12 protein-coding genes are annotated in these 16,177 nt (G+C 41.6%); 8 read left to right on the forward strand and 4 right to left on the reverse strand.

Annotated features, from left to right (window positions below):
• Nucleotides 1-328 precede the first annotated feature (328 nt).
• The 8 genes from AABK37_RS15185 to AABK37_RS15220 all read left to right on the forward strand — a co-directional run bounded on the left by AABK37_RS15185 (nucleotide 329) and on the right by AABK37_RS15220 (nucleotide 8,859).
• The gene (locus AABK37_RS15185; protein WP_432552395.1) at nucleotides 329-1,090 is read left to right on the forward strand and encodes a peptidylprolyl isomerase; all 762 of its coding nucleotides are present in this window, start codon (nucleotides 329-331) and stop codon (nucleotides 1,088-1,090) included.
• 73 nt (nucleotides 1,091-1,163) lie between these two features.
• Nucleotides 1,164-1,697, forward strand: coding sequence for a GNAT family N-acetyltransferase (locus tag AABK37_RS15190; RefSeq protein WP_432552396.1), 534 nt, complete (start codon nucleotides 1,164-1,166; stop codon nucleotides 1,695-1,697).
• A 699-nt stretch (nucleotides 1,698-2,396) separates the two neighbouring features.
• Complete coding sequence (locus AABK37_RS15195; protein WP_432552397.1) at nucleotides 2,397-2,906, forward strand: calcium-binding protein; 510 nt, start codon at nucleotides 2,397-2,399, stop codon at nucleotides 2,904-2,906.
• A 350-nt stretch (nucleotides 2,907-3,256) separates the two neighbouring features.
• Nucleotides 3,257-3,544 (forward strand): Mo-dependent nitrogenase C-terminal domain-containing protein, encoded by a 288-nt coding sequence (locus AABK37_RS15200; RefSeq protein WP_432552398.1) that lies wholly within the window; start codon nucleotides 3,257-3,259, stop codon nucleotides 3,542-3,544.
• A gap of 63 nt (nucleotides 3,545-3,607) precedes the next feature.
• Nucleotides 3,608-6,601: a peptidase domain-containing ABC transporter gene (locus tag AABK37_RS15205; protein WP_432552399.1), complete on the forward strand. Its 2,994-nt coding sequence runs from the start codon at nucleotides 3,608-3,610 to the stop codon at nucleotides 6,599-6,601.
• A 105-nt stretch (nucleotides 6,602-6,706) separates the two neighbouring features.
• Nucleotides 6,707-8,347 carry an HlyD family efflux transporter periplasmic adaptor subunit gene (locus AABK37_RS15210; protein ID WP_432552400.1) on the forward strand — a complete coding sequence of 547 codons (1,641 nt, stop codon included), beginning with the start codon at nucleotides 6,707-6,709 and terminating at the stop codon, nucleotides 8,345-8,347.
• A 60-nt stretch (nucleotides 8,348-8,407) separates the two neighbouring features.
• A complete protein-coding gene (locus AABK37_RS15215; protein WP_432552401.1) occupies nucleotides 8,408-8,608 on the forward strand; it encodes a hypothetical protein in 201 nt (66 codons plus the stop codon).
• Nucleotides 8,605-8,859: a ParE family toxin-like protein gene (locus AABK37_RS15220; RefSeq protein ID WP_432552402.1), complete on the forward strand. Its 255-nt coding sequence runs from the start codon at nucleotides 8,605-8,607 to the stop codon at nucleotides 8,857-8,859. The genes AABK37_RS15215 and AABK37_RS15220 overlap by 4 nt, the downstream gene beginning before the upstream one ends.
• A gap of 28 nt (nucleotides 8,860-8,887) precedes the next feature.
• Here the strand turns inward: AABK37_RS15220 and AABK37_RS15225 are convergent, their stop codons facing one another.
• From AABK37_RS15225 to AABK37_RS15240, 4 genes are read right to left on the reverse strand one after another with little or no spacing between them, the layout of a single operon-like run.
• Nucleotides 8,888-9,253, reverse strand: coding sequence for a response regulator (locus AABK37_RS15225; protein ID WP_432552403.1), 366 nt, complete (start codon nucleotides 9,251-9,253; stop codon nucleotides 8,888-8,890).
• Nucleotides 9,246-10,742, reverse strand: a complete 1,497-nt coding sequence (locus tag AABK37_RS15230; protein ID WP_432552404.1) for a hybrid sensor histidine kinase/response regulator — start codon at nucleotides 10,740-10,742, stop codon at nucleotides 9,246-9,248. The genes AABK37_RS15225 and AABK37_RS15230 overlap by 8 nt, the downstream gene beginning before the upstream one ends.
• Complete coding sequence (locus AABK37_RS15235; RefSeq protein ID WP_432552405.1) at nucleotides 10,735-15,555, reverse strand: PAS domain S-box protein; 4,821 nt, start codon at nucleotides 15,553-15,555, stop codon at nucleotides 10,735-10,737. Before AABK37_RS15235 ends, AABK37_RS15230 begins: the two co-directional genes overlap by 8 nt.
• Complete coding sequence (locus tag AABK37_RS15240) at nucleotides 15,522-15,869, reverse strand: PAS domain S-box protein (protein ID WP_432552406.1); 348 nt, start codon at nucleotides 15,867-15,869, stop codon at nucleotides 15,522-15,524. The genes AABK37_RS15235 and AABK37_RS15240 overlap by 34 nt, the downstream gene beginning before the upstream one ends.
• Nucleotides 15,870-16,177: the final 308 nt, after the last annotated feature.

Raw genomic sequence — 16,177 nt, forward strand, 5'->3', positions numbered from 1 at the left:
TGTGATAAACCGGGGTTATTCTTTTTTCAAAAATGAAAAAAATATTTTCACAACTTCTTTTTTACTCCCTAGTTCTTCTCGATTGCTATCTAAAGTTAAAAGTATTGAAGGCAGAGAGAGCATCGTTCAGGTGTATCAATTTAGTGGTAATGTCCATCCGACACTGCAACTGTCAGTTTCCTAATAAAAAACTGAAAGTTCCTGCTTGAGTGAATTATCGTTGTTGAGTTACGTTTATCTCCCTCAAGAGCGAATGGTTTTTGAGGGAGCTTTCTTGTGCTAATTAAGAGCTTTTTATCGTTAATACTGAAAAAGAGTAATTTAAAAAATGACTACAGTTTTACAAATTGGCGATCGCACTATTAAATCTGAGGAAATTATCCCTTTAATGGCTGGTTACAAAATTTTACCGCAGTTGTTGTGTGAAAGTATTATTGACCAAGCCATTGTAGATATTGACTGCACACCTGAAGAAACTGAAAGTGCTTGCCAGCAATTTTATCAAAATTGGCATTTAACCGATAACGCTCAGAAGGAGACTTGGCTAAAGCGTTATGGTATGAGTCAGCAACAATTAGAAAGCTTGGCAACTCGTAGCTTGAGAATTGAAAAATTTAAACAACAAACTTGGGGACACAAATTAGAGTCTTATTTTCTCCAGCGCAAAGGGCAATTAGACCAAGCGAGTTATTCTTTACTTCGGGTGAAAGACCAAGGACTTGCTAACGAGCTTTATTTTCGCATTAAAGAAGGTGAGCAATCTTTTGCAGAACTAGCATTTAAATATTCCCAAGGAGCAGAAGCGCAAACCGGGGGACTTATGAGGGCAGTAGAACTCGGTACTCTTCACCCCCATCTAGCTGAGTTGTTGCGGATAAGTCAAGTTGGTGAAGTTTGGACACCTCTGGCTTTTGGTGAATGGTATGCGATCGTGCGTTTGGAAAAATTAATTCCTGCCCAACTTGATGAAGCGATGCGTCAGCGATTGCTGCAAGAAAACTTTCAAGCTTGGTTTCAAGAGAAACTCAGGCAACTTTCCCCTCAAGACCAAATCTGGATGGGAGTTAAACCAAATCAACAAGCAGCGTAGAAAGTTGAGGGTAATTTATAAAGTTAATTAGAGTTTTGTCAGAAAATTTTCAGTTGTAATGTAGAAAATTGATATGGATACTTCAATCAGATTTGTACTGCAAAGTGCTGACTACATAGCAAAAAAACTAGACTCAAGGGATGAAAATATTCTTCAGTGCCTTTACGAGAAGTGTACTGACTACGCTATCCTGACAGATGGACATCCGCCTTTATCTTCTGCTGCTGCTGATGAATTTTTAGCTGTACCTGAAGGTAAAACTACACAAGATAAATTTATATTTGGTTTGTTCGATCAACATGACACTCTTGTGGGAATGCTGGAAACCATTCGGCATTATCCTAATGACAAAAGCTGGTGGATAGGGTTAATGATGTTGGCTCCAGAACATCGAGGCAAAGGATTAGGCTCTCAATTTTACCAAGCTTACGAAAGTTGGGTAGCACAGCAAGAAGCGCAATCTTTATTTTTGGCTGTTCTCGAAGAAAATCAGCCAGGATTCACTTTTTGGCAGAAGCTGGGCTTTGAAGTGATACGTATAGCACCACCCCAGCAGTTTGGCAACAAAGTTCATCGGCGCTATGTCATGCGGCGAGAATTATCGTGAAAGCAAGGCAAACTGCTTGTGTCCAGGTATCAGCAAGACAGCAAAAAATATAGAAGCTTATTGAGAATGAACTTCAGTTTATACAGCCTAATACGAATTCTATGTGAGGTCGCGCTTTATTCTGTGTAGGGGCAATTCATGAATTGCCCCTACTGAGTGCGTTTATAGTGCGTGCGTAACTCCGCACTTACGCATTTTTAAATCATAATTAGTATAATTTATAGCAATTAAAATTCAAAATTGCGTGAAATGGGGGTTCCTTTGCATTTAAAATTCAACCCTCAATTCGCCACAGTTTTATGCAAGCTTATAGTTGATTAGATGTGTAACGAAAGTCACGATGTTGGTAACAAAAGTCACGATGTTGCTAACGAAAGTCGCCATGTTGGTAACAAAAGTCACGATGTTGGTAACGAAAGTCGCCATGTTGGTAACGACAGCTTCTGCATTTGTAGTGACAAAAGATATGGGCTTTTGAAGTTGCCAAAAATATGATTGAAAAATAGCGATCGCGCTTCTCTAGTTCTTCCCGATTGTTCTCTACAGTTAAAAGTATCGAAGGCAGAGAGGACATTAAACCTGAGAGATTACCAGACAGCAATCCGCAAAGCGCGAAAAAGCTGCTTCTAACTAATATCTCAAAGATGCAACACTCTCTTCGATGAAGAAATCAAATCTTTTTCTTAAGGAGAAATTACAATGTCCATTTTAGGTTCTCGAAACTCCGATACTATTGTTGGTACAGCTGGTGACGACACTATTTTTGGCTTCGCTGGCAATGACAAACTAACTGGTGGTGCTGGGAGCGACTTGCTGATTGGTGACGAAGGCAATGACATTCTCGATGGCACTGACCCTAAATCTGCTAATCCTGGTCGAGGTGAAACAGATTCTCTATTAGGTGGTTTAGGGGCAGATACCTTTATACTTGGTTCCGCCGGAAAAGTATACTACAACGATGGAAATAATACTTCCGATGGTAGAAATGACTATGCTCTGATCAAGGACTTCAATAAATCTGAAGGAGATAAAATCCAGCTTGTGGGGAATGCAAATCAATACGTCCTGGGTGACTCACCCGTTCAGATTAACAATCCAGCTCCTGAGATTGGGATTTATTTTAAAACTGGCAGTTCCCTTGAGCTAATTGGTGTTGTCGGAGATGGTGTTGGATCTCTAGATTTCAATAAAGATTTTAAGTTTGTTTAACTAGACCTAATAAGCGAACCATCAACGATAGGGTGCATTATGCTGCGAACTCAGGTCAATACGAGGAGTCTTCAAGCAAAAGCATCTAATACCGTTTCTTTGTGAAGCTGCGCCAAATTATCTCTATACCTCCTCTCTTCGCGTTCTTCGCGTCTTCGTGGTTCGTTTTTATTTCTTGCGCGTCAGCGCATCTTCATACAGAATTGGTATAACACTCAGCCCATACCTGAACAACTCAAGGTATGGGCTTTTTAAATTACCAAAATATGATTGAAAAATAGCGATCGCTCTTCTCTAGTTCTTCCCGATTGTTCTCTACAGTTAAAAGTATCGAGCGAGGAACCACTTCAATGATTAGCTTTAATTCGAGAAGTTTTAAACTTAACCTACTGAATCTTATCCGGCAACGACTGGAATCTATTGAAATTCGCAATCCTAATCTAGCTCATTCGCTTTGCAAAATTATTCCTGCCCGCTGTCCTTTTGAGCGAGAAGTAAAACTCTTCCAACGCACTATCTTTCGTATTCCACCTTTATGCAAGTTGAATCCTTTGTACGAGCAAGTAGTTAGTTTGCGCTTTAAATGTCTCTGCTATCTAGCGGATGAATGCGGTGAAAATATCACAGTTTATTGCTAAAAGCTGAATAAAAAAGCAAATTAAATAAATTAATTATCTAAGTTCTGTGGGAGATTTCGCAGTATGACTTACTCAGTTGCAAGCAATCAAGTTCATGAATTTTTAGAGCAAACTTTTCCGTTTAATCAACTCAAATCTCAGCAGTTACATGCAGTAACAACTAAATGCCAACTTGTACGCTATCGTACTGGACAACCGTTATTTGTCCGAGAATCCATGCCGACGCAGATAGCGATTATTTATGAAGGCAAAGTTCGGTTATTGGGCTATGACCAGCGTACAGAAAAACCTGCAAGTTTGCAAGTAGTGGGTGCAGGAGAAATTCTCGGTTGGGTGGGATTAGTGCGGGGAGTACCTTGTGAAATAGCGATCGCTTCCACCGAAGTTATTTGCATTACCTTAGCTGCGGCAGATTTTCTCGATTTAATACAATCTGAGCCGTTATTTGCTGAAGCTTTAAGTAACAAATGTGTCTTGAGTGAACTATTTGAATTATTAAGTGTTGAACTTCACCGACAAGCAGACGCAAACACAAATCTCAAAGAATTAGCTTTGAAAATTTGGCAAGATGTAACTGTTCTCAATTTGTCTAAAGGTAAAGTTAATATTTCTCAGTTAGATTCGCAGCGAATTTGGCTTGTTAGTAGTGGTGCAATTGAGAATTTTGCTGCCGGTAGTCGTATAAATTTCGATAGTGTAGGACAATTCTTGAGAGTTTCTGGAATACGAGGTGCGCGATTACTAAGTTTACCAAAAGAGGAGGGGGAGAGAAGGAGAGAGGGAGAGGGGGGGAAAAAGTACGCAAACATCCCCCACTCCTCCACTCCTCCACTCCCCCACTCCTCCATTCCTTATGCTCCCGATGAACCTCCAATTTCACCATCAGAAATTACTGCACAACAAACTAAATTTCCCTATGTGCGTGGAAGCGGTGCGATTAATGCACCTTTAGCTTGCTTGCAAATGTTAAGTCAGTATTTTGGCATTTCTTTTCGTCGAGATTTGATTAAAAAAGTCTTGCAAAATCAATTGAAAGCAGCAGATAATATCTCTTTGCAAGTTGCAGGTGCTGTAGTTGAAATGATAGGTTTGCGTACACAATTAGTACAAGTCCCTGTCACCGCTATTCACCGCGTTAAAGCACCAGCACTAATTCGTTATAATGATAGCTTCGCTATTCTCTACAGCATTACAGATAAAGAAATAGTGTTAGGAATTCCGGAATCAGGAATTACCCGCAGAAAAATACATGAATTTAGCAATGTTTGGGGAAATGAATCTCAAGTACTTCTGCTACAAGCACCTCTAAATAAACCAAAAGAAAAATTTAGCCTCAAATGGTTTCTCCCATCAATTTATAAATATCGCCGCGTTTTAACAGAAGTTTTAATTGCTTCGGCTTTTGTTCAGCTATTTGGTTTAGCAAACCCGATAATCACCCAAGTGATTATTGATAAAGTGCTTGTGCAAAAAAGCCTAGATACTTTGGATGTTTTAGGTATATTTTTATTGGGTGTAGGTGTATTTGAAGCTTTGCTCACCACCCTTCGCACTTATTTATTTGTTGATACTACTAACCGCATTGATTTAAGTCTTGGTTCAGAAGTAATCGACCATTTACTCAAACTTCCTTTATCATTCTTTGAAAAACGCCGCATTGGTGAACTTGCCGGTCGGATGAATGAACTGGAAAATATTCGCTCTTTTCTCACAGGAACTGCTTTAACAGTTGTTTTAGATGCAATTTTCTCGGTTATTTATATAGTCGTCATGCTGTTTTACAGTTGGATTTTAACACTTGTGGCTTTAGCAACAGTTCCTTTATTTGGTTTGTTAACTATGAGTGTTTCTCCGATTGTGCGACAACAATTAAAACACAAAGCGGAACGTTACGCTGATACTCAATCTTATTTTGTAGAAGTTCTTTCGGGAATTCAAACAGTCAAAGCCCAAAATATTGAACTAAAATCTCGCTGGCAATGGCAACAAAAACATGTCAAATATATTAGCGCTGGCTTTAAAAATGTTATTACATCTAGTACAGCTAGTTCTATCAGCGGCTTTTTAAATAAATTCTCTGGCTTTCTGTTGCTGTGGGTTGGCGCACATTTAGTTTTAGCCAATCAGTTGACTTTAGGACAATTAATTGCTTTCCGGATGATTGCTGGTTATGTAACTAGTCCGCTGCTGCGTTTAATTCAACTTTGGCAGAATTTTCAAGAAACAGCTTTATCGATTGAACGTCTTGGTGATGTTCTCGATGCTCCTCAAGAAATTGATGAAGCTAATAGTAAGAATATCACGCTACCAGAAATTAAGGGTACTGTTAGTTATGAAGGAATTTCTTTTGGATTTAATCCGAATGTAGCTTTGCAATTAAAGAATATTAACTTAGAAATTCCTGCGGGTTCATTTGTGGGAATTGTTGGTCAAAGTGGTTCGGGTAAAAGTACTTTAACCAAGTTACTACAACGCCTTTATGAACCAACATCAGGTAAAGTAAAAATTGATGGCTATGATGTTAGCAAAGTCGAACTTTATTCGCTGCGTCGTCAAATTGGTACTGTGCTGCAAGATACGCTGTTATTTAGCGGGACGATTCAGGAAAATATTGCTTTAACTAATCCCGAAGCAAGTGATGAGGAAATAATTGCAGCAGCAAAAATTGCTGATGCTCATGATTTTATTATGTCACTGCCCAATGGGTATAACACAATCGTGGGAGAAAAAGGTTCTGCATTATCTGGAGGACAGAGACAACGGATTGCGATCGCTCGTACTGTCATGCAAAATCCCAACTTATTAATTCTCGATGAAGCAACCAGCGCCCTTGATTATAATTCCGAACGCCAAGTATGTCAAAACTTAGCTGAAGCTTTTCGCAGTCGCACAGTCTTCTTTATCACCCATCGTCTTAGCACCGTCAAAAATGCCGATGTGATTTTAGTCATGGATCAAGGTGCGATCGTTGAACGAGGTACTCACACCGAATTAATGTCACTAAAAGGACGTTATTTTTGCCTTTATCAGCAACAAGAGGGAATGGGTAATGGGTAATGGGTAATGGGTAATGGGTAGTGGAAAAAGCTTTTTATTCCTTTACCGTTTTCCCAATTCCCAATTCCCAATTCCCAATTCCCAATTCCCAATTCCCAATTAACCATGAATATCCCATTTGACCAATCTGTAATCTTAGAACGTCCCAAACTCTCATCCAGAATATTTATTTGGCTGATAATTACTCTTGCGACATCCGCAGTCAGTTGGGCATCTCTGGCGAAAATTGAAGAAGCTATTCCGGCAACTGGTAAATTAGAACCTCAGGGTTTTGTACAAGAAGTTAAAGCACCAACGGGAGGAGTAGTAAAGAAGATTTATATTGAAGATGGACAACAAGTAAAAAAAGGGCAACTATTACTAAGTTTTGACACTACTGCCCCAAAAGCTGAACTAGAATCTTTAAATAAAGTCAAGGAATCGCTGCTGAAAGAAAATCAATTCTACACTACAGAAGTAACTCACAGTGGTATCTTAGTTCAAACGTCAGATTTGCAAGCTTTGACGCAATTAAAGGCTAAACTTATATCAGAAAACAAAGCTTTTAAAGCTTTAGTTTCGGGTGTTAATTTGCCGAATATAAACGGTGAATTAAATGCAAATGAACAACTTGTAATGGCAAATCGTGCAGAATTGCAATCTCGGCAAACAGCTGCGCGATCGCAAGTTACTGAGTTACAAACACAACTGGCTCAAACACGAGAACAACTAACATCTGCCGAGAAGCAATTACCAATCGCTCAAGCGCAATTGCAAACTGCAAAAATACAATTAGCAACTGCCGAAGCGCAACTACCAAAAGCACAAGAACGTGTAACAACAGCTAAACAAATTCTTTCTACAGATAAAGATATTCTTGAGAGAATGAATCCTTTAGCATCGCAGGGAGCTATCTCAATTGTACAAGCACAGCAGCAGCGACAAAAAGTATTGACAAGATATCAAGAAATATCATCAAGTGAAGCGGAAATTTTGACACGTCGTAAGGAAGTTGCTGCTAGCCAAAGTGAAATAACTAATCGTAAAAGTGAAATTGTCCACAGTCTAGCAGAAATTGCACGGATAAAGAAAGAAGAACAACGCATCAGTGCAACAATTACTAAAGCACAAGCAGAATTACAAAATACTCTTGATTTAACTACCAAAGAAGTCTTAACCAGAATTACCGAAAATGACAAAAAAATTGCCGAAATTGACAGCCAACTCAGCCGAGCTAGATTAGATAACCAAAAAAAGATTGATGAAATTGACGCTCAAATTAGCAAAGCCAAATTATCTCTTGAATATCAAGAGCTTCACGCTCCTGCGGATGGGGTAATATTTAATTTACAACCACACTCAGCCGGATTTGTCGCCAATTCAACTCAGCCGATTTTAAGTGTTGTCCCCAATGAAAATTTAGTAGCTCATGTGTTTTTGACTAATAAAGATATTGGATTTGTCAGAGATGGCATGGAAGCTAGTATTAATATAGAATCTTTTCCGGAAAGCGAATTTGGCAGCGTTACAGGTAAATTGATTTGGGTAGGTTCTGATGCTTTACCTCCAACTCAAGAAAGACCTTTCTATAACTTTCCCGCGAAAATTAAGCTAGATAGTAAGTTATTATCAGCTAATGGGAAGAAACTACCTTTGCAATCTGGTATGGCGGTTAATTGCAGTATCAAAGTCAGAAAACGCACTGTTTTAAGCATTTTTCTGGATATGTTTGATAAAAAAGTGAAGAGTTTAGAAACTGTTAGATAAATATGAGGAGTTCATATGTATAGTTGAATTAGAGAGTAAGAAGCTTATTAACCGTAAGTTATGAGTACCCTGAACGAGATTGAACGTGCGATAAGTCAACTTTCACCCCAAGAGCTTGCTGCTTTCCGTGCTTGGTTTGCAGAGTTCGATGCCGCAGTTTGGGATCAACAGTTTGAGGCAGATGTAGCAGCGGGTCGGCTGGATGCGCTAGCCCAAAAAGCTCTGCAACATCTACGAGAAGGACGCTGTACCGATTTGTGAGACATAAAGCGACTCCGGATTTTTGGTATTACTATCGACAGTTACCACCTGATGTTCAAGGACTCGCGGATCGGTGTTATGATTTGCTCAAGCTTGATCCTAGTTATCCCTCGCTGCATTTTAAGAAAGTGGGTCAATTTTGGTCAGTACGAGTCGGTTTGCACTATCGTGCGTTGGCTGTGGAGCAAGATGGGGATTTCGCTTGGTTTTGGATCGGATCGCACGCAGAATATGACAAATTATTGGGTTAACGGTCTGACACCGCGTAAATATAGCAAGCTATTTTAATACGGCATCGATTTGTTCAGCTAGTTTCAGAGGACGAAAAGGTTTAGCAAATACAGCCGCAACATCCAACTCACTCAAGCTATCTTGTGATGATTGCGCCTTTGCTGTTACCAAAATAACAGGGATATGCTTTGTTGCTGGATTCGCTTTGAGTTGTTGCAGTGTAGCGCGTCCATCCATGTCAGGCATCATCATATCGAGCAAAATAACATCAGGTTGATTGGTTTGGGCGATCGCTAAACCTTCTTCACCAGAACTAGCGCACAGTACGTTCCAATCAGTTGCCATTTCTAATCCCATTTGGGCGATCGCTCGCACATCTTCTTCATCATCAACAATCAATACACACTTACTCACAACCAAACCCCGCTAATGGTAAAATTACATAAAAAGTGCTGCCTTCACCGAGAACGCTCTCAACCCAAATCTTGCCCTGATGTTGTTCAATAATTTTCCGGCAAATCGCCAGCCCTAAACCTGTACCTCCTTTTTTACGAGAATCAGATACATCAACCTGCTGAAAACGCTCAAAGATTGTTTGTAGTTTATTTGCTGGGATTCCCCGTCCGCAATCTTGCACTTCTATTTGCACCTTTTCTGACTCTCGACGCACGCGCAACCATACAGTACCACCCGCTTCTGAGAACTTAATCGCGTTGCTCAGAAGGTTAGTAAGCGTTTGCAGTATCCGATCTGGATCTGCTATCAATTCCGCAGGGACAACTTCCGTAACTAAGGTAATTTGAGCGCGTTCTGCCATTGCTTGCATCGCTGCTACTGCCTGGTCGATCAAGTCTGCGACGTTACACTTGACGGGTTGCATAGGTATTTTGCCTGATTTCATCCGCTCTAAATCAAGGATGTCGTTTATTAGGCGAATCAAGCGTTCGGTGTTGGTAGTGGCAATATTCAGGACTTTTTGCCCTTTAGCGGAAAGCGTTCCTAATTGTCCGGTGCTTAAAAGGTCTAACGAACCCATCAACGAAGTCAGCGGAGTACGCAGTTCATGGCTAACTAGAGAAATGAATTCATTTTCTAGACGCTTGCGCTCGGTGATATCGTTAATAATATTTAAGATACACTGGACACCAAACAAGTCAATTAATTCCGCAGATAGCAAAACAACTCTCACCTCACCGGACTTAGTATGAAATTCCATTTCATAGTTTTGCAATAAACCAGTTTCTAGTAATTTGTCAATAGTAATCGTATACTTTTCTGAACTAATTCCATTAAGTTCTGTGACATTTTGCCCGATGATTTCTTCTAAAGAATAACCGCTCATGTTGAGATAACTGCTGTTAACATCGATAAAGCATTTTTCTACCAGAGTAGTGATAGCGATCGGGCTTGGGCTGGAACGAAAAGCTTTACTAAACTTCTCCTCAGCTTGTTTGCGTTCGTGGATTTCTTGCTGTAACTTGGCATTTTGCTCTTGCAGTGATAAGCGTAAATTGCGAATAGTCAGATGATTTTCGACTCGTGCCAGCACCTCTTCCACTTGAAACGGTTTTGTGATAAAATCAACACCGCCGACAGAAAAAGCCTTGACTTTATCTAGTACATCATTCATTGCACTGATAAAAATCACCGGGATGTCGGATGTGCGATCGCCTGCTTTCAGATGTTGACAAACTTCATAGCCATTCATCTCTGGCATATTAATATCAAGTAAAATCAAATCGGGTGGTGCTGCCTGCGCTCCTCGCAAACCAGCCGCACCTTTAGTAACGCTGCGAACTTTGTAACCTTGTTTTGTGAGCATAGCAGCTAAAAGGTGTAAGTTCTCAGGCGTATCGTCAATCACTAAAATATTCCCTTTAGTCTCTAGGCTTTGGCTATGCATCGTCTGTATTTCCTTGAATTAGCTCGATAATTTCGTCGAAACAAAAACCATCCACCAAATTGGTCAATGCCTCGGCTAAAGTCAAATAAGTATCGGGTATCTGTGCAATTAAATCTAAAATTAACTCCGCATCTACCTGAAAAGCTGCTTGGTGCAATGCGCTAACCCATTCAAATGGCATAACAAGTAAATCTTTTGGTTGTAATTCTCTTGCAGATGCAATTAATTTCGTCTGTGCAAGATTGTCTTTTTCTGCATAGATATACTTTACTCCCAGATACTCAGCCATCTTGTGAAAAAGTACCTCTTCCCGAAAAGGCTTGCGAATCAAATCATCACAACCTGCCGCTATAATATTCGGTCTTTGTTCCTCAAAAGCGCTAGCTGTCAAAGCGATGATTACCGTGTGGGGAGTGGAGGAGGGGGGGAGGGGGGGAGATGAGGGAGAGGGGGGAGATGAGGGAGAGGGGGGAGATGAGGGAGAAATTCCCCCTTGTTCCCCTTGTCCCCCTTGTCGCCCTACTCCCCCTTGTCCCCCTACTCCCCCTGTCCCCCTGTCCCCCTGTCCCCCTGTTCCCCTTTCCATAGCGCGAATTTGCCGAGTAGCCTCATATCCGTCCATTACGGGCATTCGCATATCCATCCAAATAAGATGAGGATGCCATGTTTGCCAAAGAGCGATCGCTTCACAACCATTTTCTGCCGCACGAGTTTCAAAGCCAACTGTGGCAAATAACTGCGTTAATAAATCGCAATTTTCTTTCCGGTCATCTACCACTAAAATACGATATACAGGTTGACCATCAACTAAAGCGATCGCCTTTTCTTGTAACGCTGGCGATGCAACTTCAGATGACTGTGCAAGTTCAATTTTGACATCAAAATAGAAAGTTGAACCGCGACCTACAGCACTTTCTAAGTGAATATCACCTCCCATTAACTGCACAAATTGACGGCTAATAGTCAATCCCAGTCCCGTACCTTCTCTAATTTTGGCAGCACTTGCAGTCTGAACAAACGGCTGAAACAGCTTGTCTAATTCTTCTTTGGCAATTCCCTTACCAGTATCTTCAATTGCAAATACTAGGGAGTGGGGAGTGGGGGAGTGGGGGAGTGGGGGAGTGGGGAGTAGGGAGTGGGGAGTGGGGGAGTGGGGGAGTGGGGGAGTGGGGGAGTGGGGAGTCACCAGTGCGTTGGACGGGTTCCCCGGCTTGAAGCACCTGGCGTTGGGGAGTAGGGAGTGGGGAGTGGGGAAAGAATTATTACCCATTCCCAATTCCCCATTACCGATTCCCACACGTAGCGTCACCCCTCCTGTATCGGTGAATTTGATGGCATTTCCTAACAGATTTATCAAAACTTGTCGCAGCTTGCCTTCGTCTGCAAGAATATACTGAGGTAAATTGGGTGCAAGTTCCATTTGTAGTGACAGCTTTTTTGCCTCGGCTCGTACTTGGAACATCTCCTGAATCGTTTGTAACAAGCGATGCAGGTCAAAGGATACTGGATTGAGAACGATGCGTCCGGCTTCGATTTTGGACATTTCCAGCACATCGTTAATTAAGTTGAGCAGATGTTCTCCACTACGATTGATGGTAGAAAGCCAGTCTCGCAGTTTATCGCTCAGGGTAGTGTCTCGTTCCATCAACTGAGCAAAACCCAGAATAGCATTTAGTGGCGTTCGCAGTTCGTGGCTCATGTTTGCTAAAAACACGCTTTTAGAACGATTGGCAGTTTCCGCAGCTTCTTTTGCGACTCTCAAAGCTTCTTCTGCTTGATGACGCGATCGCCCAATTGCAATTAGTTCGCTGACTCGTTGTAATAAGTTAATTTCCTCTTGGTTCCAGGATTTAGAAGTGTTGATAACATCCAATTCTAAAAATCCAACTACTTTGCCAGAGTGAATTGTCGGTACAGCGACTACAGAATGAATAATTTCTGCTTCTGGAAGTGATTTTTCCTCCACAGTTTCTGGTATAATCTCTGCAATACCAGAAACTTGTAAGCCTTGTACGAAGTTGCCGTTGAGAATCTGGTTGTAGAACCAGGGAAACATCTCAAAAGGTGATTCTTGATCGGTGCTGGCTACAGCTTCCAGATTAGCAGCACGCCACTCATGAACTTTGTGAAATTGCTTGTTTGACTCTAAATATTCAAAGATACGACTTTGTTCAGCGCCCATAAACTCAGCGATCGCTTGCAAGGTAAAATTGATCGCCGTGTCTGCGTCTTGGTCGATAAACTGCCGAGAAATTTTGTTGAGCAAACGGTCTACTTGAGCGCGGTGTCGTATTACCTCTTCAGCTTGCTTGCGTTTAGTCAAATCTTGAATTACTGATTGCATCAGGTGGCGATCGCCTACTTTAACTACAGTTAACCAGACTTCAGCCGGAAAGTCAGTTCCATCAGAGCGTCGGTGAACCCATTCAAAGCAATGGCTACCTTGCTCGTTAGCCAGAGTCAGGTGTTGAGTGGCAAGACTAAAAGAGTTTTCACCATTTGGTTGAAGTGGTGGTGAAACTTCACCAGGGTGTCTGCTCAAAAGCTCTTGACAAGAATAGCCGAATAACTCTTCTGCTGCGCGGTTACAATCAAACGGTATTCCATCTTCCGCTAGAACCACAGCAGCGCTAGTTGATTGGTAAAGCGAGCGAAATCTCTCTTCTGATTGTCGCAATGATTGCTCTACCTGCTTGCGCTCAGTGATATCACGGAAGTACCAAATCCTGCCGTAACTATCTTTTGTTGGCGATCGCACAGATGCCGAATAGCGATCTAAAGTCTTTCCATCCTTCATGATAATTTCATCCCGACTGACTTCATCGGGATGAGCGTATAAATACTCAACTTTTGTCAAAAACTCTTGCGGTTGTTCGAGTTTGTCAAGAACCGATTCACGCAATTTTCGAGCGCTACGGCTTTGGATGATTGTTTCTGGTATTTGCCATAACTGACAAAATCGCTGATTGTAGGATACAACTTGATTGTTTTCATCAACAATTAAAATTCCGTCGATAGAAGCTTCTTGTTGAGCCTTGAGGATAGCATTGCTACGGTGCAAATCAGCTTCTGTTTGCTTGCGATCAGTAATGTCGGTGACAACTGCCTCAATGCAGGATTCTTCCATATTCAGATGTAAGGAAAATAATCCCCAGCGGATTGAACCATCATATCGGCGAAAGTGAATCTCGATGTTATTAATTACGCCTTTTTGATGCAGTTGAGTTAATATTGCAGCGCGATCGCTTGGGTTCACATAAATATCAGGGGAAAATTTTTTCCCAATCACTTCTGATGCACAACTGTAACCAAATAGTTCGGCACAGCGTTGATTGGCATCGAGAAACAGCCCATCCTCGATTCTAGTGCGGAAAATACCTACCTGAGAATTCTCAAAAATATGCCGGAACTTTTCTTCGCTTCGTAGCAAAGCTAACTCTGCTTGTTTGCGCTCTTCGATCACACGCGCTACACTAATTATTAGTAAGTTACCATTGGCATCTTGTAATGTAGCTAAGTTGGTGGCTTGCCACTGCCAACTATTATCCTTAAGTCTGGCTCGATACTCAATTCCTGACTGCTTTTCACCGGTTGTGACCACCTTTTGGAATGCCTCTAAACATCTTGGCAGGTCATCAGGATGAAGGAAATTACTAAAAACTACACCCTCCAACTCGCTGGTATCGTATCCTGTGAGGTTAAATAAATTGGGGGAAATATAGCAAATTTTACCTTCTAAGTCAATCAGAGAAATTACGTCATTTGCATTTTCCACGATGCGGCGGAACTTAGTTTCACTTTCGCTTAAAGCTGCCTCCGCTTGTGAACGTGCGGTAATATCTCGAAAACTCCAAACACGCCCAATAATTTCTCCGTCATGCCATTGGGGTTGAGAATAGCGATCAAAAACACGTCCATCTTTCATCTCTACCAAATCAAAGGCTGCTTGTTCTGGATACTCAAAGAAAAGTTCTTTTACCCTGGCAATAAAAGCTTCTGGATCTCGCGTTTGTTGAGACATAAACATAAATCGTTCATTGCTATGTTGAGGTTGCAACAACGATTCAGGCAATGCCCACATCTGAAGGAACTTTTGATTAAAGACCGACACGTTAAAGTTCTGATTTACAACTATAATTCCATCAGCTGTAGACTCCAACGTTGCTTGCAAAAGAGATAGAGTTTGAGCTTGTTCCTGTTCTGCTGTTAAATGTTCTGCTTGTAAGCGTTTTGCAGCGGTGACATCGCGAATCACCATTACCGCCGATTTGTCGCCTCCTGGCAGTTCGGCAGAGTTACCAGATATTTCTAAAATTGAAGAGCGATCGCCGATTTGAAACTCGTATTCTCCTGCTTCATATTCTCCCTTTAGCACCTTGACATCAGGATAAAACTCTGGTAAAAGTGTCATCCCTGCTTGCTTCAAAGGTAACAAGTCACTTAGTTTGACATTTAGCACCAAAATGTGAGGTTTGTTTACCAGTTTGTCAAAAGCTGCATTGCACCATTGCACCTTTCCATCTCGACCTGTCCAGACAATAGCATCAGCGATCGCCCCGAATGCTAGTTCCATTTTGCCCAGAGTCGCCCGTAACTGATTAACCAAACCTGTTAAATCAATATCCATTGGCAGAATCCTTTTAGCAATTGGGAATTGGGAATTGGGCATGGGGAGTGGGGAGTGGGGAGTGGGGAGTGGGGAATGGGTAATGGGTAATGGGTAATTGGTACTCCCCCAGTTCCCCCTGCCCCCTGCCCCCCCCTCCCCCCTCCCCCACCCTAAAGCGGACGCACCATCGCCATAAATATCCACTCTCCTTGATGTTTTTCTGCCATAATTAGATGTTCAGCTTCAATTTCTCTACCATCTTTGGTGATACCGACAAGACGAAGCGGGTGATTGAGGATAGTTGACTTTTCGGTAGTTAGAAAGCGGGAAAAACCGAGATGGTGGGGGGCATGAAAACCATCTGGAATGATTACCGTAATCATCTGACCGTGAATTTCAGTTATACTCCAGCCAAAAACTGAGGTAAAGCAATCATTCACATAGATGACGAACCCTTGGCGATCGGCGATCACAATCGGCACGTCTATTTCCAGCTTCATTTCACTAAAGGTTTTCATACTAACATACACATTTTTTTGTTAACTTGGGATTGATACAATTGACACACGAATAGAGTTTGTAGTAAGCGAGAAGAGCGCTTTTTAAGCACTGAAGTGCTTACTACAAAAATATAAAGACGCTGCAATTGCAACGTCTTTGAGAATGTTTATGCCTGCGATTGTTAAGATAAATTATCCGGCAATTATGTAACGCCGAAATAATATTTACAGAAAGCCGGCGGGAAAGCCCACTCCACGCGCGGGGTGGGATGAACCGTCGCCCGCCGACTTGGGGCCCTATCGCATTGGGCATTGGCATTCTTTCC

This window comes from Tolypothrix sp. VBCCA 56010 (assembly GCF_050875635.1).
In the GTDB taxonomy this organism is placed as follows: Bacteria; Cyanobacteriota; Cyanobacteriia; order Cyanobacteriales; family Nostocaceae; genus Hassallia.